The sequence below is a fragment of the Scardovia inopinata JCM 12537 genome (assembly GCF_001042695.1).
Classification (GTDB): Bacteria; Actinomycetota; Actinomycetes; order Actinomycetales; family Bifidobacteriaceae; genus Scardovia; species Scardovia inopinata.
On sequence record NZ_AP012334.1, the window covers coordinates 1,757,893 to 1,778,396 of the forward strand.

At 48.7% G+C, this 20,504-nt stretch carries 16 protein-coding genes and 1 tRNA gene; 9 read left to right on the forward strand and 8 right to left on the reverse strand.

Annotation, left to right across the window (positions count from 1 at the left end):
* The first annotated feature begins 10 nt into the window (after positions 1-10).
* Both SCIP_RS07300 and SCIP_RS07305 read left to right on the forward strand, forming a co-directional pair.
* The gene (locus SCIP_RS07300; protein ID WP_006292395.1) at positions 11-691 is read left to right on the forward strand and encodes a VTT domain-containing protein; all 681 of its coding nucleotides are present in this window, start codon (positions 11-13) and stop codon (positions 689-691) included.
* A gap of 113 nt (positions 692-804) precedes the next feature.
* Positions 805-877 (forward strand) — tRNA-Ala (locus SCIP_RS07305).
* Between the two features lie 83 nt (positions 878-960).
* Here the strand turns inward: SCIP_RS07305 and SCIP_RS07310 are convergent.
* The 5 genes from SCIP_RS07310 to SCIP_RS07330 all read right to left on the reverse strand — a co-directional run bounded on the left by SCIP_RS07310 (position 961) and on the right by SCIP_RS07330 (position 7,261).
* Positions 961-1,620, reverse strand: a complete 660-nt coding sequence (locus SCIP_RS07310) for a YesL family protein (RefSeq protein WP_006292396.1) — start codon at positions 1,618-1,620, stop codon at positions 961-963.
* A complete protein-coding gene (locus tag SCIP_RS07315; protein WP_006292397.1) occupies positions 1,617-2,603 on the reverse strand; it encodes a carbohydrate ABC transporter permease in 987 nt (328 codons plus the stop codon). The genes SCIP_RS07310 and SCIP_RS07315 overlap by 4 nt, the downstream gene beginning before the upstream one ends.
* Complete coding sequence (locus tag SCIP_RS07320) at positions 2,587-3,597, reverse strand: ABC transporter permease (RefSeq protein WP_081442776.1); 1,011 nt, start codon at positions 3,595-3,597, stop codon at positions 2,587-2,589. The genes SCIP_RS07315 and SCIP_RS07320 overlap by 17 nt, the downstream gene beginning before the upstream one ends.
* Before the next feature lie 11 nt (positions 3,598-3,608).
* Positions 3,609-5,483: a glycoside hydrolase family 13 protein gene (locus SCIP_RS07325; RefSeq protein ID WP_006292399.1), complete on the reverse strand. Its 1,875-nt coding sequence runs from the start codon at positions 5,481-5,483 to the stop codon at positions 3,609-3,611.
* Positions 5,484-5,623: 140 nt separating this feature from the next.
* Entirely contained in the window at positions 5,624-7,261 is a 1,638-nt protein-coding gene (locus SCIP_RS07330; RefSeq protein ID WP_006292400.1) for a type 2 periplasmic-binding domain-containing protein, read from the reverse strand.
* Positions 7,262-7,459: 198 nt separating this feature from the next.
* Between SCIP_RS07330 and SCIP_RS07335 the strand changes: the two genes are divergently transcribed.
* Entirely contained in the window at positions 7,460-8,479 is a 1,020-nt protein-coding gene (locus tag SCIP_RS07335; protein WP_006292401.1) for a LacI family DNA-binding transcriptional regulator, read from the forward strand.
* 26 nt (positions 8,480-8,505) lie between these two features.
* On the opposite strand, the gene fni is transcribed toward SCIP_RS07335, so the two are convergent.
* Positions 8,506-11,001, reverse strand: a complete 2,496-nt coding sequence (gene fni / locus SCIP_RS07880; protein ID WP_081442777.1) for a type 2 isopentenyl-diphosphate Delta-isomerase — start codon at positions 10,999-11,001, stop codon at positions 8,506-8,508.
* A 124-nt stretch (positions 11,002-11,125) separates the two neighbouring features.
* Here fni and SCIP_RS07345 point away from each other — a divergent pair, with 124 nt between their 5' ends.
* From SCIP_RS07345 to SCIP_RS07355, 3 genes are read left to right on the forward strand one after another with little or no spacing between them, the layout of a single operon-like run.
* On the forward strand, positions 11,126-11,917 hold the full coding sequence (locus SCIP_RS07345) for an ABC transporter ATP-binding protein (RefSeq protein ID WP_006292404.1): 792 nt from the start codon (positions 11,126-11,128) through the stop codon (positions 11,915-11,917).
* 12 nt (positions 11,918-11,929) lie between these two features.
* Positions 11,930-13,540 carry a hypothetical protein gene (locus SCIP_RS07350; protein ID WP_144427357.1) on the forward strand — a complete coding sequence of 537 codons (1,611 nt, stop codon included), beginning with the start codon at positions 11,930-11,932 and terminating at the stop codon, positions 13,538-13,540.
* Positions 13,537-14,289: a hypothetical protein gene (locus tag SCIP_RS07355; RefSeq protein ID WP_006292406.1), complete on the forward strand. Its 753-nt coding sequence runs from the start codon at positions 13,537-13,539 to the stop codon at positions 14,287-14,289. The genes SCIP_RS07350 and SCIP_RS07355 overlap by 4 nt, the downstream gene beginning before the upstream one ends.
* A gap of 67 nt (positions 14,290-14,356) precedes the next feature.
* Here the strand turns inward: SCIP_RS07355 and mvaD are convergent, their stop codons facing one another.
* Together mvaD and mvk are read right to left on the reverse strand one after the other, a co-directional pair.
* Positions 14,357-15,400 (reverse strand): diphosphomevalonate decarboxylase, encoded by a 1,044-nt coding sequence (mvaD, locus tag SCIP_RS07360; protein WP_006292407.1) that lies wholly within the window; start codon positions 15,398-15,400, stop codon positions 14,357-14,359.
* A 53-nt stretch (positions 15,401-15,453) separates the two neighbouring features.
* Positions 15,454-16,470: a mevalonate kinase gene (mvk, locus tag SCIP_RS07365; RefSeq protein ID WP_006292408.1), complete on the reverse strand. Its 1,017-nt coding sequence runs from the start codon at positions 16,468-16,470 to the stop codon at positions 15,454-15,456.
* Positions 16,471-16,983: 513 nt separating this feature from the next.
* On the opposite strand from mvk, the gene SCIP_RS07370 reads away from it, so the two are divergent.
* The 3 genes from SCIP_RS07370 (at position 16,984) to SCIP_RS07380 (ending at position 20,437) form a co-directional block, all read left to right on the forward strand.
* Positions 16,984-18,600, forward strand: coding sequence for an aggregation-promoting factor C-terminal-like domain-containing protein (locus tag SCIP_RS07370; protein ID WP_006292409.1), 1,617 nt, complete (start codon positions 16,984-16,986; stop codon positions 18,598-18,600).
* Between the two features lie 74 nt (positions 18,601-18,674).
* The gene (gene rsmA, locus SCIP_RS07375; RefSeq protein ID WP_006292410.1) at positions 18,675-19,805 is read left to right on the forward strand and encodes a 16S rRNA (adenine(1518)-N(6)/adenine(1519)-N(6))-dimethyltransferase RsmA; all 1,131 of its coding nucleotides are present in this window, start codon (positions 18,675-18,677) and stop codon (positions 19,803-19,805) included.
* Entirely contained in the window at positions 19,805-20,437 is a 633-nt protein-coding gene (locus tag SCIP_RS07380; protein ID WP_006292411.1) for a LytR C-terminal domain-containing protein, read from the forward strand. The genes rsmA and SCIP_RS07380 overlap by 1 nt, the downstream gene beginning before the upstream one ends.
* Positions 20,438-20,504: the final 67 nt, after the last annotated feature.

Sequence of the window (20,504 nt, forward strand, 5' to 3'; positions counted from 1 at the left end):
AGTAAGACGAATGAGCGTTATCAACTTCTTCGTTAGGCTTCTGAAAGACCCCAGGACGGCAATTGCAGGCTGGATCACCACTCTGGGGCTGGCCCCCACCTACGCGATTATTTTTCTAATTATTTTTATTGAAACCGGCGTCGTCTTTATGCCTTTTCTGCCAGGCGACTCGCTTCTTTTTGCCGCAGGCTATTTCGCTGCCGATCCCAAGTATCCTCTAACTCTGGGAATCCTTTTGCCACTCATGTGGGCAGCCCCTATTCTGGGTGATGAGTGCAATTACTTCATTGGTCATTTCTTCGGTCAAAAGATAGTAGAATCGGGTAAGGTAAAATCCCTGACTCCCGAGCGCATTGCCAAAACTCAGGGAATGATAGATAAGTGGGGGCCTCTGGCTGTCTTTCTGGGGCGTTTCTTCCCCTTTATCCGCACCTTTATGCCCTTCTTTGCCGGTATCAGTGGTATGAAATGGCACAGATTTGCTCCCTTCAGTCTTCTGGGCGGTCTGATCTGGAGTTCGCTTTTTACCCTTCTGGGCTTCTTCTTTGGTGGCATTCCTGCTGTCCAGCAACATTTTGAGCTGGTGATTGTAGGGATTTTGCTTATTTCTTTGATACCAACTTTTGTGGGTCTGATCAAGGCTCACCTGAACGGCAGAAAAAACAAGGCAAAAAGCCAGCTAGAACAGTAACAACGGGTGGCACTGAGAACAGCACCGGGGAAAAGGAAGCTTAACACGTCCCTCCTGCCCTGGCGCCCGGGACGGGTATAGTAGGCAGAGTACTGATACAGAGGCAGTACTCTGGGGCTGTAGCGCAGTTGGTAGCGCGCTTCGTTCGCATCGAAGAGGTCGGGAGTTCGATTCTCCTCAGCTCCACGCAAATTTTTGATGATGCCGTTCTCGCCAATGATGAGGAATGTGCATCACGGTACTTAATTGATCTGCTGATAATTGTATCTTTATCTTTTTTGCGACTCCTTCTCCGCCTGAGCATTCATACCCGGAAGACGGCCGAAAGAATAAATAGTGACCATAATCAGGAAAACAGGAAGGCTGAGCCCAAAAGCAGCCAGCAGACCCATCCAGTGGTACCACAGATAGCCGGTTATGATAATCATGGCAATCAACAGAAGAGTGCAGAGGGGACGGGCAATAATCATGTGGACCGACATACGGGCCACCCAGGTCATACTCTCATCGTAATTGGATCTCACCGCCCAGGAGATAATCACGAAAAGAATATACAGAACGTTGACCGCCAGAAGGATGCCGGAGGCGGCAAAACCCAGCCGGCCCATATTGTTGAAATTAACCAGATAATAATCCCAAGCCAGAAGAGCCCCTACAATAAGCTGAATCCAGCCAAAAATGTTCGCAGCCGAGAAGTCATCCACCCAGGACCTGTGAAAAACTATCCAGGTCCGCCGCACAGTCCAGGACCGGTTTTTGTCTTTATCCAAAACCCACGTCCTGTATGTGGAATAAGTGGCGGAGATGGAGGGGAAAAGTCCCAGGACCACAGCACCCAACAGTGTATGGACAATGAAGGCTATATGGGCCACAAAGATCATGAGAACTATGCGACAGAAATATTCATACCCGACTGCGAACCGTTTCATCCCTTGACAGCTCCAATCATCACGCCCTTGTTGAAATACTTCTGCAGGAAGGGGTAAATCACCAAGAGGGGAAGGGTAGAAACAATAATAATACCAAACTTAATCTGGTCACCCAGATTCTGCGACTGGGCAGCGGTCATGCCAACGCTGCCCTGATCGGTCTGATTTGCCAGAAGAATCATCTGCAGAACATTCTGTAGGGGCTGTTGATCCTGGTTGCGAATGTAAATCAAACCAGTAAAGTAATCATTCCAATGCCCAACAAAGCAGTAGAGGCCAATCACGGCAATAATGGCACTTGACAGGGGCAGAACCACTTTCATAAAGAAACCAAAGTATGACAGGCCATCCACCTTGGCGGCATCATGAAGCTCCTCTGGAATAGAAGTCTCGAAGAAGGAGCGGGCAATAATCATGTTATAAACCCCAAAGGCACCAGGCAGGATGAAGACCCACATGCTGTTCAGCAGGTGAAGCTGCTTCATCAGCAGGTAGCTGGGGATCAAGCCGCCGGAGAAGAACATGGTAAAGGCGAAGAGGAACATGATGACCCTCCTGGGCCTGAATTCCTTGCGAGAGAGGGCAAAGGAGGCCGGAATGGTAACCAGAAGGTTGACTGCGGTACCAACAACAGAATAAATTATCGTATTCCTGTAGCCGATCCAAATGCGGGAATCCTGCAGAATCTGAGCGTATCCGCTCAGGCTGACTCCCTTGGGCCAGAGGGTTACCTGACCGGTAGCAACATACTTGGGATCAGAGAAGGAAGCAATAATAATAAACCAGAGCGGATAGATGATAGCAGCAACAATAAGGATAATAATGGCCGTAATGATACTATCTACCACCCAGTCTGATACCGTTTTCTTCTGATGGTGATGCTTGTTGAAGGGAACATCACTGCTGGGAATATGCGATTTGGGAGCCTGGGAATAGGAGACTGTCGAGATCTCCGGCTTGGCTGATTTAGAAGATGCTGACATCGCTTGCCCTCTTTGCTATCATGTTGGCCACAATCAGGAAGAAGAAGTTGACCACTGAGTTAAATAAACCGATTGCTGTGGAATAGGAGAATTGATTATCCAAAATACCAATCCGGTAGGTATAGGTTGAAATAACCTCAGATGCAGTCACATTCAGGGTGTTCTGCATCAGCCAAACCTTCTCAAAACCAACGCCCAGAACGAAGCCCATATTCATAATCAGGAGAACCCCGGCAGTGGGCATAATAGTAGGAATATCCACATACCGGATCAACTGCAGACGTCCGGCTCCATCAATGCGGGCGGCCTCGTAAAGGGCCAGATCAACGGAAGACAGGGCTGCTAGGTAAATAATGCAGTTCCAGCCCGTATGCTGCCAGATTTCAGAAATCCAGTAGATAGGGGTGAAAGCGCTGGGCTCGCCCAACAAACTGGTTTTGCCGAAGAAACGTCCCAAAAGACCATTGCCGGGAGCCAGGAAAATGTTAATCATAGAGACCATAACCACTGTAGAAATAAAATGAGGCATGTAGGTGATGGTCTGTACAAAGCTCTTGACCTTAGAATTGCCAATCTGGTTAATCAGGAGGGCAAGAATAATTGGAGCAATGAATCCCATGACCAGGGTCCACAGGCTGATACGGATGGTGTTACCAATGATCTCGCCGAACATGGGGTCATTGAAGAAGCGGCGGAAATACTTGAGACCAACGAACTTTCCGCCCGTTAAGCCCTTGGTCAGATCATAATCGCGGAAAGCCAGCTGTACCCCATACATGGGAACGTAGGCAAAAATAACCGTGAAAATAATAGCCGGTATGAGCATGGCCCACAGCTGCCAATACAGATGAATGTGGGAAGCCAGGCGCTTAAACCAGGGCTGGTGCCGTTTTAGGGCTGTATTGTCAACGACTGCCTGCCGGCCGGCCGGGTCAGATCCAGAACCGTGAGCAGCAGCCGCTGTCAGGTGAATGGAAGTTTGCTGAGTAGACATTACTATACCCCTCACTTTTCCTTATCGTTTTCGGTCAAGCTGTATACGAAGGCGCCCCATGGAGGAACAATGCCGGTTTCGAACACGCTTTCAAGATCAGAACTGGAAATATTGGCAATAAGGATTCTGTCAGCACTTTTCTGACTGTGAAGGTCTCCTGCCAGATCCCTCAGCTCCTCAGACAGCAAATCCTTGGATTGCTTAGGTAAAACTTGTTCATGAGAGGAGACGTTTACCACCACCATCAGGGACTGCTGGTCCAGGGTTCTGGTAAAAGCATAAATATGCGGATCGTCGCAGTCCAGCAGGGTAAAGGCCCCGGCCGCCACCACTGGATTGGTGTGCCGCAAATTAATAAGCTTCTTATAGAAAGTAAAGACTGAATCCGGATCCCCTACCTGGCTAGCAGCATTGATGGTATTTTTATTTATATTAACATCAATCCATGGAGCCTGGGCGGCAGAAGAATCTTCAAATCCTGCATACAGAGAATCATCCCACTGCATAGGAGTACGGGAATTGTCCCTGCTGACCTGAGCCAAAGATTCCATCATAGAATCCGGCGTCTGAATCTGAGCCTGGTTAACCCGCTGTTTATAAGCATTGATGGATTCCAGATCCCGGTACTGATCCAGCTGGGTAAAGCCTGCATTAGTCATACCCAGTTCCTCACCCTGATAAATATACGGGGTTCCCCGGTGTAGATGCAGAAGGAGAGCCAGGGCCTTTGCCGACTGTACCCTCCGGCTCTCGCTGCTGGTATCGCCCCAACGGGACACAATCCGAGGCTGATCATGATTGCCAAAATAAAGGCTTGACCAGCCAGACTGAGCCACTGCCTCCTGCTGAGAACGCATGACCTCTTTGAGCCTGGGAAGATCCAAAGGCTTCATATTCCACTTAGCACCTTCCTGATCCACTCCCATATGATCGAAGAGGAAGAGCATATCCAGCTCTCCGTGAGCCGGATCGGTAATATAGTGATTGCGTTCAGGGCTGATTCCCTGGGCCTCCCCCACTGTTAAATAGCCCTGGCGGGAAGAGAAAACCTCCGACCGCATTTCCTGCAAGTATTCATCCAGACGAGGCCCATCCATGCTGAAGGGCCAGGGACTGGAATAACCTTCTTCGCCCGCTGGAAGATCAGCAATCTGGCTGCCTCTTACCCCCGGCAGATGCCCTTGAGAATCCGTCCATTTGGAAATAAGGGTAATCACATCCATGCGGAAGCCATCCACGCCCTTGTCCAGCCACCAATTCATCATTCGGTAAACTGCCTGCCTCACCTGCGGATTTTCCCAGTTGAGATCCGGCTGTTTGGGAGAAAAAGTATGAAGAAAATACTGGCCCCTTTCAGGTGAATACTCCCATGCCGACCCGCCAAAGGTGCTCCCCCACTTGTTGGGCTCAGCCCCTGACATCCCGGGAATGTGTCCAGGTCGGGCGTCTTCCCACCAATACCAATCTGCATATCCGGGTTCTTTTTTCACAGATTTTATAAACCACTCATGCTCGTCAGAGGTATGATTCACTACCAAATCCATGACAACCTTTATGCCCAACTGATGAGCGCTGGCAATGAGAGCTTCCATGTCTTCCATAGAGCCAAACATGGGGTCGATATCCTGATAATTGGAGATATCATAGCCGTTGTCATCCTGGGGAGATTGGTAAACCGGGCTTAGCCAGACAACATCCACACCCAGATCAGCCAGATAAGGAAGCTTATTCCTGATGCCGTTAAGATCACCGTAACCATCCGAGTTACTGTCCGAAAATGACCGTGGATAAATCTGATAAACTACTGCATTTGACCACCAAGGGTTGGGGTCGGATCCGTTTGTCTTGACGCCTTCAGGAAGGCAGGACCGTTGTTTTTCTGTCATGGGTTTCTCCGGTAAATACCTCTGCTGGGAAAGCGCTGCGCAAAGAGCTCTGGTGCAGGCCCTGCAAAAGTTTCTTAAATTTCCGCCTGCCCCCTCCGGCCCCACTGCCGGGGAGCCGAAGGGGAGGTCAGCGGCTTCTTTTACTCCTTAGTCGAGTTGAGGTTGACACCAATGGTGTCCATATTCTTCTTAAAGGCGTTGTAAACCTGCTGCTCAATCTTGATATTCTCATCAAGCTTGTTCTTCTTCAGGCTGGCAACGTAGGCATCCCATTCCTTGTCAATTCCACCCTTGGTGACCCACTTAGCGAACTTGCTCATGGCAGCCTGGGTAATACCTGTGTTGTTTTCGTTCATTGTCTGAGTCTGCTCAGTGGTCATGGGCATATTGGCATACAAGATGTCCTTATTGAAATCAACATTCTTGTAATTAACGTCATAAACCGCATCTACCGACCGGTACTCAGTGTGCTGAGAAGGAAGGTTCAGTTTCATATCGTCGCCAATCCAGGCAGGAGCTCCATCAGCCAGAGCATTGGTAAACTGCCAGTCAGAGGCGTTCTTGGTTTTATCCTGAGGATCTAGAACGGTGTAATTGTTCGGTCCATTCTTCTTGACACAGGTTCCGAAGGCACCGTACCGCATCTGGACAGATATATCAGGGCTATAGAAGGAATCTACCAGTTTAAGAGCAGCATCTTTATTGGCGACATTCTTGGAAATGACAGCACGATCGGCCTGATAAGCCAGATCATCACCGTTGTAGGACCAGACAAGCTTCTGAGTTTGCCCATTCTTGGCCTTGAGGGCAGGAATGGTGATGTACTGGTCAGCCAGCTGAGCACCAAAGATGTCGGACGGGGTCCACATCCAGGTCATGCCTACCTTGGCTGTCTTTCCTTCACCCTTGGAGGTGGAGGTGTACTTGGACCAATCGTGAGTGAACGCTTCGGAAGAGATAACCCCATCGACCCAGAGCTTGTGCAGGAACTGAATAACTTCTTTGTAGCGGGAATCAGTCAGATAATTCTTGACCTTACCGTTGTCAACATACATACCCAAAGGACCATTGGGAACAACGATACCCAGGCTGGAAAGCAGGACGTTGGGTTGGAAAAGACCGAAACCACCTGTACCAGGAGAGTTGAAATCCAAGGGGATCTCGTCATTTTTCCCGTTACCATTAGGATCTTTGGTCTTAAAGGCAATCAGAACCTTCTCCAGCTCATCCCACGTCTGGGGAACCTGAAGGCCCAGCTTATCAAGCCAGGCTTTATTGATGAACATATGATTACTAGTACGGGCAGTTACAGAGCGCCCAACAGTAGGGGTACCGAGAATCTTCCCGTCTGCTGTGGTAGAAATAACGCGTGAATAAGGTTCAGTTTTGAAAAGTTTTTGCAAGTTTTTCATGTTTTTCACATACGGCTTCAGATCCAGGAAGAGGCTGCCGTATTCACCCATATCTCCTGAACCGAAACCGCCTATGGTAACATCAGCGACTTCTCCTGCTGCCAGGGCAGCTTTCTTCTGCTGATCCCATGATGAGGCTGCTACTTCCTGCCATTGAATATCGCAGCCGCACTTAGCTTCCAAATCTTTAGTCCATGGAAGGCTTGCCATCTTCTTGGTGCGAGCATCCTTCACAACCTGAACGGTCACGATGGGACGGCCATCCGAACTTTTCTTACCACCGCTGGAAGCTCCGCAGCCGGACAGCAGAGTAGCGGCGGCCACAGCTGCAACCGCTAATTTCCAGCCATACTTTTTCTTTGCCATTGAATATCCTCCATATATACTTTCTTTCTGCTGATCCTCCCACCGACGTTGTGGTTGTGGATCGCATTTTCTATTGTAAACTTATTGAAATATTTGTGCAAATTTGCTTTATTCTTGCGTGTTTCTTTCTTCAGCCCTTTATATCATTGTCGTATTAGCTGGAAATAATAGGCATATTACAAATGAAGGAAAAGGATCATGCCAACAAGAACCCTTGCTGATATTGCAACAAAAGCAGGAGTAAGCCAGGCTACTATTTCCCGAGTGATTAACGATAAGCCTGGCGTATCCGACGACACCCGTCAGAGTGTCTTAAAAACTATGCAGGAACTAGGAATAGAGAGGAAAAGCGCTAAGGCAGCAGATTCCAAACTGGTTGCCCTGATTTCGCCCGATCTGTCAAACCCTATTTTTTCTTCCTTCACCACTCATATTTCCATCCTCATGGCTCAACAGCAGATTCTTCCAATCCTCTGTGTTTACACCATCATGGGGGGATCAGAAACTTCCTATTTGGCTATGCTGAAAGAGCGGCCGATTTCCGGTGCCATTTTCCTGTCAGGCACCTATGACACTGTGGGGACTGATATAAGCATTTATCAGGACCTGGCAGACAGGAAAATTCCCCTGGCCTTTCTCAACGCTTCGGCTCATGGGGTCGACGGCTATTATGTCGAGTCTGATGATGCAGCTGCCATGACTATGGCTCTCAACCATTTGACTAACCTGGGCCACAAAAAAATTGGTCTTCTTTTAGGGGACAAGGAACACTATCCCACCCGAAATAAGTATCTTGCTGCGCAAAACTTCTTTAAGCTCCGAGGACTCAAGCATGACAGCAGATTGACAGCCTGGACGACATATGGGATTGGCTCCGGTCAAATGGCTGCCAAAAAACTTTTCCTCCATGGCGCTACTGCTATTGTCTGCGCCAGTGACCAACTGGCTCTGGGAGCTATGAAGGCAGCAGCCTCTCTGGGACTGGATATTCCACATGACGTATCGATTATTGGCTATGACGACAGCACCGCCATGAACTATATTTCCCCTGCCCTGACAACCGTCCGCCAGCCTGTAACTATTATGAGTCAGGCCCTGATGAACGGCCTGCTGGCCATGCAGGCAGATTCGGATTTGGCAGCAAAAAGGGATGTTCTCCTGTACGAACCTGAGCTGATCGTTCGTGCCTCAACCGGTGCATGCCGGGACAGGAATTAAAAGTTCCTGCTGCTAATTACCTGCTGCTAATTAGAACTATCCGGAAGGGTGAGACCCCGCTGCCGACAATACTCAATTAAAGAGGCTGGGAAGACCATCCTGCTCTTCTCCTGCAACTCCTGGATAGTGCGCACGCCCAACAGGGTAAAAATCCGCTGAATATGATCCTGCCATGTTTCCACCAGGTCAACTGTTCCTTCAATCCCCCGAGTCATAACAGAATCAAGGAAGATTCCTGACAGGCCAATAGTCCGGGCTCCCAGGGCCAGGTATTTTATTGCGTCTAATGGATTGCGCACCCCTCCGGAAGCTATAGGAACAATACCTTCAACCCCCCTGACTTCTATCAGCGAGCGCAGGGTGGAAATTCCCCAGCTTTTCAGGTAGGAAAAATCCGAAATACCAAGCCGCGGCTCCGTCTGGCCACTGGATCGACCCTGTTTCTCGCGCAGACGAGCATTTTCAATGGTAATAAAGTTAGTCCCTCCCTTGCCTGCCACATCTATATAGGTTATTCCAGCTTCTTTCAAAATCTGAGCTGTTTGCCTGCTCATACCAAAACCGACTTCCTTGGCAATAACCGGTATGGACCGTTCTCTCATTGCAATTGCAATATTTGTGATATTGTCGACCCACCCCCGAAAGTCCCGTGATCCCTCAGGCATCACTATTTCCTGAGCTGGATTAATGTGTATTTGCAAAGCCTGAGCGTCAACAGCCTCCACCACAGCCAGGGCAGATTCAGGCGAATGTTCAGCTCCCAGGTTGGCAATAAAGCTAACCTGCGGATTTTCCTGCTTCAGTCTGCGGTACAGATCTCTGACCTGCGGCTTCTTGACCAAAATACTCATGGATCCCAGGGCCATAAGAGTCCCGGTTCTACCAGCAACCTGAGCCAGCTTCATGTTTATCTCATTGGTCAACTCCGTTCCACCGGTCATAGCGTTAATAAAGAAGGGCTTATTTTGGCGAATACCAGCAAGGTCAGTGCTGATATCAACCTGATCTATACTGATTTCGGGAAGACTGGTATGAATAAATTCGCAGGAGTCCAACTCATCATAAACTCTACCTTGATATTCCTCACCCAGATTCCTCTGCTGAGCCCTAGCCTGCTGAGCCCTAGCCAGACGCACATGGTCTTCCTTGCGGGAAGCGATAAGGTTGCGATCATCTATCAGGGACGAGTTGGGCTTACTGAGTGCAGAGGGAATACTCTCTGTCCTGTTCTCCCCTGCCTCGCCTTCGTGAGATTCAGAATTGAGCAAAAAATTGAAGTCCACGGGAATAATACCTTCCTCCTGCCACAGTGCTTTAAGTCTGGTGATTTTATAGGCGCTGCCATTCGTACCCGCGGCAAAGCCGCAGTCCCCACCTCCAGCTCCTGAAATTTTCCCAACAAAACCGCAGGAGGCAGCTATTTCTACCAAACGATGTAATTTCGGTGTTTCAATGGGAGCCGAAACCTTGCAAGACAAATCTTCCATAGCCTGCTCAGCCTGGGAAATAAGAGAACATGCAGCCTGAGCATGTGTAGAACAGATCTGCCGAAAAGTATTGACAATCTCTTCGGTTCGTCTGCAATAACTCTTGAAATCCTTCGGATTCTGAGCCTTGTATTCTGCCATAGCAGAAACCAACTTATCAGAAGATGCGGGAGACCCAGTCCATCCAATAATAAAGCTGATATCAGGAGAAATCTGACAGGGATCGATAACCAAACCTGGCCAGTCAGCAGCTACCAAGGCGGATAGGCTTATCTTCGTCTCGCATGACCGCAAGCTCTTCACTTGACACAGCGAATCCAGCTGATTCACCTGATTCAGCCGTTCGTTATGGGCTAGCTGCTCGGTATCGGCCAGCCGCTCCTCACGAGTCAGATCCCGCACCCGGTTTAAGAGCCACTCCCGCTGAGGCCTTATGTAATAAAGGGGGCGGCCCCAAGCGCAAGCAGCAATATCTCCCCCAGATCCATTGTCTCCCACCACTGTCAGAGCAAAGCAAGCCAGTTTGTAGACCAGGGTTTCACGTGAAACATTGGTAGGCTCCGGGACCAGAAAAAAATCCAGCAGAGCCCGGACAACAGCAACCATGGAAGCTCCGGATGATCCCAATCCAAATTTCCGTCCTGTCGTCGCATCGTCCAGCTGGGAATCGATCACCAGGGAGCAGGACCGCAAAGGTACTCCGCACTCGCTGGCATACCTGAGGGTAAGGAGGGCAGATACCAGAATCTGTTTGAGAGGATCCTCCGGATTAACGAGGTTGCTGTCAAGGTGAGTAAAAAGAATCTCTCTTTCTTCCTGCGGAAAGAGCGTCGAGCCGATAAGCAAAGAGTCTTCAGTAACAGAAGGCCTGGCATGAATACTAACAGTCACATACCGATCCACCGGCATTACTATTGCCGGATATCCTTCAACAACAGCGTACTCCCCCATAAGGTAAAGCTTGCCTGGCACATGAACTTTCAGACTCTGGGGAAGAACCCCGCCTTCTGCGCTTGTTGATCGAATATGCTCCACATAAAGAAATTGTAGCGCAACGGGACGGTACACATCCTACAACGTTTATATACAGTATTATTTTTATTCTATTTGTTATGTTATCGTTAGTTTTGTTACCATCGTAAAGGGGAGGCATACTTCAATGGCTGAGGTAGAGCTGGGCCATGTGAGTTTTTCTTACGGCAGCACTCGAGCGCTAAAAGATATTACTCTTTCTTTTGATTCTGGTTTATACGGACTTCTCGGACCTAACGGAGCCGGTAAAACAACGCTAATGAATCTTTTGACAACCTTGGCAAGACCAAGCGAGGGCTCACTTATAATCCATGGGTATAATGCAAAAGTCCGCAGCAATGTATCACACATTCGTTCTGCTGTTGGATATCTTCCTCAGAGTTTTGAGCTTATGAACGCTTCCAGTATCATCCGTAACGTTTCCTATGCTGCCTGGGCTCACGGGTTTTCCCTAACTGAGGCCGCTAGGGCTGCGAACCTGGTAATTCATGATCTGGATCTTGATGACTACACACATACCCCTGTTCGCAAACTTTCCGGCGGAACAAGACAGCGGGTAGGTATAGCCTGCGCTATGGTAACTCAGCCAGATTTGCTGGTCCTCGATGAACCAACAGTTGGTCTTGAGCCCATTCAGCGCATACAAATCCGAAAGCTTCTTGATACATACGCACAAAAACACACAGTTATTCTTAGTACTCACTTAGTTGATGACCTGGCCGCGATGGCTGATCAGGTCATAGTCCTCAGTAAAGGGAGAATTCTGCTGAAAGGGACAATGGATGATCTGGCCTTTTTAGGAGATTCTGATGACAAGCTGAGCACGATTTGGGAATCAGGATATAAAAATCTTCTAACCACTCATGGAACACCGGCTGGTGAACCAGCCAGCCAAGCAACAGATGCTAAGAAAGACTGAAGGATGCTGCTGATGTCACTGACAGCTGCAAAAAATAAGAAAATAAATATGAAAACAACAATCACCCCTCAATTAAAATCCGACGCTGCCTCTCTTGGTTTCTTAACTCGTCTCTTGTGGCCCTTATCTCCAATCAGTACGGGGATTTTTTCCTTAGCCATGCTCGTGGTTCCCCTTCTGCTCAGTGTCCGTAACTTTGGTATTGGTTCCGATCCGTCAACTTTGGCCCTCTCAAACGCAGCCTTACAGCTTGATCTCCTCTGGATGCATCTGGTTCCAGACATTATCGCCTGCATGTTTGGTGCCTGGTCCTCATTCAAAGCCTCTTCCCGGCGGTCCCTGATAAGCCCGCCTTGGCGCGGCGGCAGCCTGAAAAACGATTTACGCCGATATGCCCTTCCTCTTGGTAAGGGGATGTTTATCAGCCTGCTCATTTATTGTCTGTCATGCTTGCCGGCAATCATACAAACGCTAGCCCATACTTCTGGGCCCTCACCTCTTCCTGCTTTACTCATGGGAGCCTGCGAGCCTGCCCTCCTGTTCGCGCTGGGCTTCACTCTGGGTGTGCTCATGGGAAGCCGCTGGTCTCTTGCTGCTGCTTTTGTCTTGTCAGCCCTTCTCTGCTGGGCTGGGCTCATGCTTTTCTCGCCTACAATTCCATCAGGGAAAACCTTCCCTCGTCAATGGGGGTCGGCACTGGGAATTGTTCTGCCAATTATCGATACTGGAATGGGCAGCGGACCTGGTATTACCATCAATCCTTTGGCACTCGCCAGCAGATATGCCCTGCTTCTTGCTTTTACTGCAACCTGCCTGGCAGCCTGCCTTGCAGCTTCCCGTTTATGGAGACTCTCCAGCAGCAGCTGGCTTACAAGCTCTGTAGCCATTCTTATTCTGGTGCCTGCGCTTATAGGAGGAACCCTTGCCTGGAGCGGACCAAAAATCTGGATCAGATCTGCATCTTTTACTCCCATCTGCACTGAAATTCCCCGAATTCAGGTAAGCGTATGTTCTCACCCTGACGATAAAGCGCGAAATCGTAGATATTATTCCTATATGCGTTCTGCAGCCGGATGGTTCCCTCAAAGTCAGCCATCGCTGGAAAAAAGCCAAGAGAAGATAAAAAATATTACCCTTCTTCTGGGCAATTCTTTTACCTCAACTCAAACAGCATCACCCTGGAATTTATCCAGGCGCGGATTATCTTTGGTCAAGAACAGGAAAGGACTTGTCCTTCAGGTCAGCACAGACACACTTACTCAGGAAACAGCTCCATACAGTGATTTGGCACGCGTCATGGCTTACCTCTCTGACCATCGTCTGCACGCTCCATGCGCGCAAAACGCCCTTCAGAAAATCAATAATCTGGATCGACTCACAACTGGCCCTGAGGTTACTGCTTATATTTTTGAGCAGCTTCCGCAAAGGATGGCCTCTCTGGCATATAGCAAGAACGGAGGAAGTCCACAGAGCATCTTTGCTGATTCATCCCAGGATAAAACCGTCCAGCTTTTGCAGAATTCTCCGGATTCCAGGTTGCAGTCCTTTGTCGCCAAGAATCTGCCTGCTCTGGAGAAGTGTACTATTAGCCCCCAAGAAGTAAGTAAGCAGCTGGAAAAATGAAAAATAGTTACTTTTGGCTCGCTGGCAGGCACTCCCGCCTTGCCTTTATTTTTTCTCTTCTTGGTGCTGCCGCTCCATTTTCTCTGATCTGTATTTTCCACAGCGCCTACCGCTTCCCGGCTTTTGCAAGTATTGTATGTTTCCCTGATTCTCATGCGGAGCAATTTTCAGGACAAGACATTACAACCGTCTGCCCTCCAGGACATCATTCCCTCAATGATGTCACCCCCATGCTTGAAATTATGCTGGCCTGCTGTATTATTGGTATTTTTATTGCACTCTCACCCCTCATGCCTTCATGGGAGGAATGCGACCGCCGCCGTATACGTTTGTCTTCTTTCTTCATCTCTAGTGAGTTTATTTTTATACCAGTGGCAGCTAACTACTTGCTCAGTTGGCTACTCAGCTCCATGAATACCTTCAGGGATCCTGTTCCTCTCTCTCTTATAACAACCAACGCGCTTATTGACTTATCCTTCTTTATCCTTGGTATGGCTGTGCTGGGCCATTTCTACGGTTTAGGGCTTGGACTGATTCTTATGATCAGTAATACTGTCTCTCAAAACGTTCAAATCCGGTCTGGCTTCGCCCTGAGACTATATCCGGCTGAATTCTCTGCCTATCTTCACGGACAAATTTTTCTTCCAGAAGTATGCATAGTTCTTCTTATCGCATCGATTGTTCTCTGGTCAGCCTCCGGCGGACGAGGTCTGATTTCTATTGACAGTACAGTTATCAAAAGACTATAGATATCAGTTATAAATATAAATATAGATATCAAAATTATATATAAATATTATAATTAAATATTATAATCTATGATTCTCCATACATCTTATCCCACTCGCCTTTTTCTATATTGCTCGGTCCGCTGCCGGCAGCAGCCTGCCAGACCAACGCGTCAGGGAAAGCTGTCCGCAGGTCTTCTGCCAGAGTAGTTGCCTGGCTTTTATGACAGAGAATTTTGACGTTGGGACCAGCATCCATGGTGAAATAGCAGGAAATACCCCGTTCACGCAGATCCCACACATATTCAATGACTTCCCAGCTGCGGGAAGTCAGATAGGTGATAGGGGGGTCCGCCGCAAACATGGTGGCGTGGAATTTCATCACATTGGCTTCCATAGCCCGGCCAAGCTGATCCAGATCATGATTGCGGATTCCAGCCTCCGCCTGCGCTAAATCTTTTTCCGATGCCTGTCGCCACAAAGGGTAAAAGGCAGAAGTATCAACTGTATGCTTCATCCCCTTCCGGCTGCTGATCTTTTTGTGTTCAGTGCTCAGAGCAACAACGATCATGCCCAAGTCCCAGTTGCCATCATCTATCTGATAGGCGTAAGAGTCGCTGCTGTCGGAACCATACAGCCACTCAACCAGACCGCCAAAAATACTGCGAGTAGCCGACCCCGATCCCTGGCGGGCAAAAGTAGACAAGATACGATCATCCATAGAGTCAGCTAGTCCAAAATAATCCCGCAGGGCCCAGGCGAGGGCGGCAAAGGCTGAGGAAGATGAAGCCAAACCAGCTGCTGTGGGAACATGATTAAAGCTGTCAACTCTTATCGGCGCAGCACATAAAGCAGTTTCCTGGCCAGAATAATCTTTCTTTCTGGCCTCATCCCGAAAAAGGTTGATGAAATCATGAACCCGGCTGGTTTCTTGCAGTCCCCCCACCTGACCATTGAGGATCAGCTGATCGTCCTCTCCCCTGGCCGGCGACACATGAGTATCGGTATAAAAAGAATCCAAAGTCAACGACAAACTGGTGCTGGTAGGTAAAATCAGCTTGTCATCCCTTTTACCCCAATACTTGATAAGGGCAATATTGGTATGTGCCCGAGCGGCAGCAGCCTGGACCATGGATTCTTACCTTTCTATAAGTTCTTATTCGTCGCGCTCATCAGACTATCCGTCTATCCATGCAGAGGAAGCCGCCAAGTTCTCCGAGCTCCTGCTGCCCTCAACGCATTCTCTACCACACTTAAAAGGGTTGAACCCGGATCATCGTCGGGAACCAAAGCAATCATGCACCCCCCACGGCCGCCGCCCGTCAGTTTGGCCCCCAGCGCCCCCGCTTGTCTAGCCGCATCAATCAATCTGTCAAGTTCCGGACTGGAAACAGTAAGGGCAGACAGAGTATCCTGTGCTTCATCCAAAATATACCCCAACTTCCTCATATATCCCCCGGACAATGCCTGAGCAGCCTCCTCAGTCAGCTGACCCAGGCGGTCAATATCTTCAGCAGCTTTCCTAGCCAAACCCCGTTCCTGACTGTACAGCAATGCTCGCACATCATCAACCGCCTGACGAGTTCCTCCCTTAACACCAGTATCTGCAACAAGGAGGGTTCCAGGGCATTGGCAGTCGAAAACTTTTAATTCCTGCCCACGCTCAAACCAGACTGCCTTATCATGAGCAGTAGCAATACTGTCAAGACCTGACGCATTGCCGTGTGCAATATTTTCACTTATTTGCGTATAATCAAATATTTCCTGATCGGCCAGAACTACTCCGGCATAGTCAGCTATAGCCCGTATAAGAGCCACAGCAACAGCAGCTGACGACCCCATACCACGTTCTTGGGGAATAGAGGAGCTAATGTCAATATTGAAGCCTCCCAAGCCTTGAGGACGACAAAGCTGCTGAGACAAAATAGCCACCAGAGATTTCACATTAGACAAATTGCCAGGTGCATCTGCCAGATTACCTGAAAAGTATTTGCAGTCGATGGAAAAATTCGGGGCTGATGACAGGGACCCATTCGCTTCCACGGCTGCCTCCATGCAGGTGGACATTAAAGGTAAGGCAATTGCAGGCTTGAAATGAACAACAGAATGTTCCCCAATAAGAATGATTTTGCCATGTGCCTGCCCTGTGTATTTGCCCCTCCTGCTCGCCTGCTTCCCTGGGTTTATCTTGTCCTTACTCATAATCTTCAGCCTACACCGGAATAATCTCCTTATAGCTGTTCTTGGATTTCCTCTGCAGAATCTACTTCTACTGACTTCGCTCCTGCACGATTCCAAGATTCACTCCAGCAAGATCTATTCCATGAGTTTTTCCTATTTTTCTCCTATTTTTGTACACGTCCCCTGAAAAAGGTTGTACAATAAGCATTATAAGGGTATATAAACGTTTCTAGAGAAGTCCCACCGAATTCTCGCGAATTCTGGGCAAAGCAGGAGAATCAACCTGGCTCCTGCGGTGGGGGCGGGTTCCATTCCCCTTCATTCCCGCCCCCATTTTTATATTTCGTTTAAGGCTGGTTGTCGGTTGCTGTATTTTGTTTTGTCTTATTTTTTGCTTTACCTTCGGTAAGTATTCGGTAATTATGGCGAAATCGTTTGTATTATAACTAAAAATAGCTTAATTCCTAGGAAATAAGTAAAATAGAAAAGATACGGCAGCCTGGATACATCACTCCAGACAGATTTGGAGGACTTATGACACGTCGGTGGACACCGCAGCGATTCATTAAGCATCGCCGACTCCGTCTTATCCTTTGCTCTGCTTTTATAGCTATTGCCAGTATTATCACCTTCTGCGCTGTCTCTATTAAAACTGTGACCCTGTCTTACAATGGAAAAATTTCTACCATTCATACAGCTGCTGTTTCCGTTCAGGGAATGCTGAAGGAAAAGGGAATTAAAACTAAAACTCACGATTTTATTACCACAAAAGACGGTAACCTTCTGCATAACGGATCAGTCGTTACCATTAGAACTGCTTATCAAACTACCCTCACTATTGATGGCAAGGTGGTCAACTTCTGGACTTATGCTACCAGCGCTGATCAGATTCTTAATTTCTTCAGACAGAATGAGAAAAATGCTGTTAAAGTTTCGGTAGACATAAATAATATCTACAACAAACTTACTGGCGGAATTATTATTAATTCTTCAGGCCCTGTTTATCTGCTGGCAGATGGTAAAAAGATCAAGGTTCCCAAGGCAAACACCACAGCAGCAGCAATCCTTGATGCCAATAGCATTCAGCTGGGGAAAAATGACCGGGTCAATGTTATTCGGAGTAAGTCCGAAACTATCCTGCGTGTTCAGAGGGTTTCTTACACCAGCTCAACCAAGCAGGTTACCCTGCCTTATGCAACCGTTAGGGTTAAAGACCCTACCAGAATGGCGGGCACTGAATATGTCTCACAGAAAGGAAGCAAGGGCCTGGAAGAACAGACTTACAGAAATCTGGTAGTAGACGGGAGAACAGAAAGCACCGCCCTGGTCAGGCAAACTGTTATTCGATACGCTGTCAATGAAGTAGTCATGGTGGGCACTAAGAAAAAGGCAGAACCGGTCTCCAAGCCTACCGCTCCCAATACCAAGAGCAAGAAAACCAGTAATAAGAGCAAGGCAACACCCTCTTCTTCCCCTTCTTCACCAGTAAATACGCGGCCATCACCTTCGACGTCTTCTTCGTCCTCATCCTCTGCCTCCTCCTCTCCGTCTTCCACGCCCTCCTCCTCATCTTCAGCGTCCTCCTCTCCATCATCCTCTGCTTCTGCTCAGGAAGAAGCCCGCAAAAAGCAAGAGGCTCAAAATCAAAAAGAAGCTGCGCGAAGAGAGGCTGCCCGCAAAGAAGAGGCACGCAGGGAAGAAGCTCGCAGGAAAGCCCAGGCTGCTGCCCTGGCTAAAGCACAAGCACAGGCGGAGGCAGCGGCCCGTCGAAAGGCAGCAGCAGCTGCAGCAGCAGCTAAGGCTCAGCAGGCTCGAGCCCAACAAGAGGCCAGTTCCACCTGGCATGCCACACCCGCCCAGGCGCAGGTTTACGGACAAGCGGCAGCGGCCCAATATGGCTGGACCGGAAGCCAATGGCAGGCTGTAGTCTGGCTTTTTAACAAGGAATCTAACTGGAGATGGGATGCAGCAAATCCTTCAGGAGCTTACGGAATTCCTCAAGCCCTGCCCGGAAGCAAGATGGCTTCATCCGGATCTGACTGGCACGATAATGCAGCCACTCAAATAAACTGGGGACTGGGCTATATTTCTGGCAGATATGGAACACCCTTAAAAGCCAAGGCTTACCATCTTTCTCATAATTGGTATTAAAAATTTTTTGAAGATCTATTGAGGATTTATTAAAGATGTATTCCACAGAGATTACATAGAGGTTTTGGTTATTTATGCGTAATACAGCTGATTCAGTTTCTTCTGCAGCCTCTGACTCGCATTTTTCCGCTGTACTTAGTGATTCCTCTCCAGAATCGTCCCAGCCGGCATTATCATCGGAGTCTGCTTCCTGTCTGCTCGGCGCGGCTGATATTCGCCGCTTGGCCTCAGAAATTAACACAAAACCAACTAAAAAATTTGGACAAAATTTTGTGATCGATCCCGGAACTGTTCGTAAAATAGCATCCCTGGCAACAGGTGGCAAACCACGAACAATTATTGAAGTAGGCCCGGGTCTGGGCTCGCTGACACTGGCCCTCCTTGAAACTGGTTCTACCGTGGTCAGCATAGAAATAGATTCACTATTGGCACAGAAAATACCCTCCACGGTTCACGAATTCATGCCGCGGGCAGACAGCCACTTTCACCTGGTAGCCAAAGACGCCCTGGAATTTACGCCCTCCGATCTGGAACAGGCACTGGGGGGCGGCAAGGTTTCTCACCTAACTCTGGCAGCCAATCTTCCTTATAATCTGGCGGTTCCCATTATTCTTTCCTTATTAGATCGCTTCCCTACACTGGACTCTTTTGTGGTTATGGTCCAGAAAGAAGTTGCCGAACGGCTTACCGCAGGCCCGGGATCAAAAATCTACGGGGTCCCTTCAGTCAAGCTGGCCTGGTACGGCCAAGCAAAACTGGCAGGAACCATCAGCCGGACCGTTTTCTGGCCTGCCCCTCATGTGGATTCGGCCCTAGTCCAGTTTCGCAGAACCGGTCAGCGTGACCAATCCCTGAAAAAGCTCACCTTTAGTCTCATCGACAGTGCCTTTAGCCAGCGCCGCAAAACTCTGAAGGCAGCCCTAAAAAAGCCTCTGCGATCGTTGTGCCCCGTAAGCCCTGAAACAGCAAGCAAGGCTAAGCCCCTTTCGAATTCCAGCCCTACCCTATATTCTGATCTCTTTAACAATAGTGGGATCGATCCCAGCCGCAGGGGGGAGACCCTGTCTGTTGATGATTTTGTTCGTCTTGCACAGTCAATCAGTGCGATCTGCTCAGAAGACCCACAGCAGATTGAAGCCACCAATCATGCTGCTGTGCCTAGCGTCTATTATGATGAGAATACAAGTTCCAGGAGGGCTGCCTAGTGCCAAATTCCACAACCCGCGAAGAACGTGAAGCTCGCGTTCAGTATTTGCGCGATCGCCATAAGATTGTGATTTCAACCGCCATTATTGTTATCATTCTGGCAACGGTAATCTCAATTCCCTTAGCCTTAGGCTGGATTGCTGCTCCCAAAAAAGACAGTTCCGGCTCTCAGGCAAATAATTATGGGGTCCAGACTGCCTGCCTGGTCAAAGATCAGGATTCACCAGTCAGCCCCAGCGACATTAACCTGCGGGTCCTGAATGGAACTACCCATGCCGGTCTGGCAACAGCCGTATCGAGCGAATTTACCAACCGAGGATTCTCCGTTCAGGGAGCCGGGGACTGGAATTCATCCTCCGCCACCAAGCTATCCATTATTTATTTTGGTAGAAAAACCATTGCTGCTGCATACACCCTGCGTGCTCAGTTCCCTAAGAATGTGCTCCTGAAAATGGACGACAGAACTGACAAGCTTATTGACGTAGTCATAGGATCTGACTTCCAAAATCTGGAAAACACCGACAAGGTGTCTCTTAAGCTGGGGAAAAAACTCACCTCTGCCGAGGGCTGTATTGACGCAGCCAAAATGACCAAGCTGCCCAAGGCCCAGGAACATACTGAGGTCAAGTAAAAATACCGGCTAAAAATACCGGCACTCTGGCAGGCTTGCTTGCCTTGATACTTGCTTGCTTTGACGC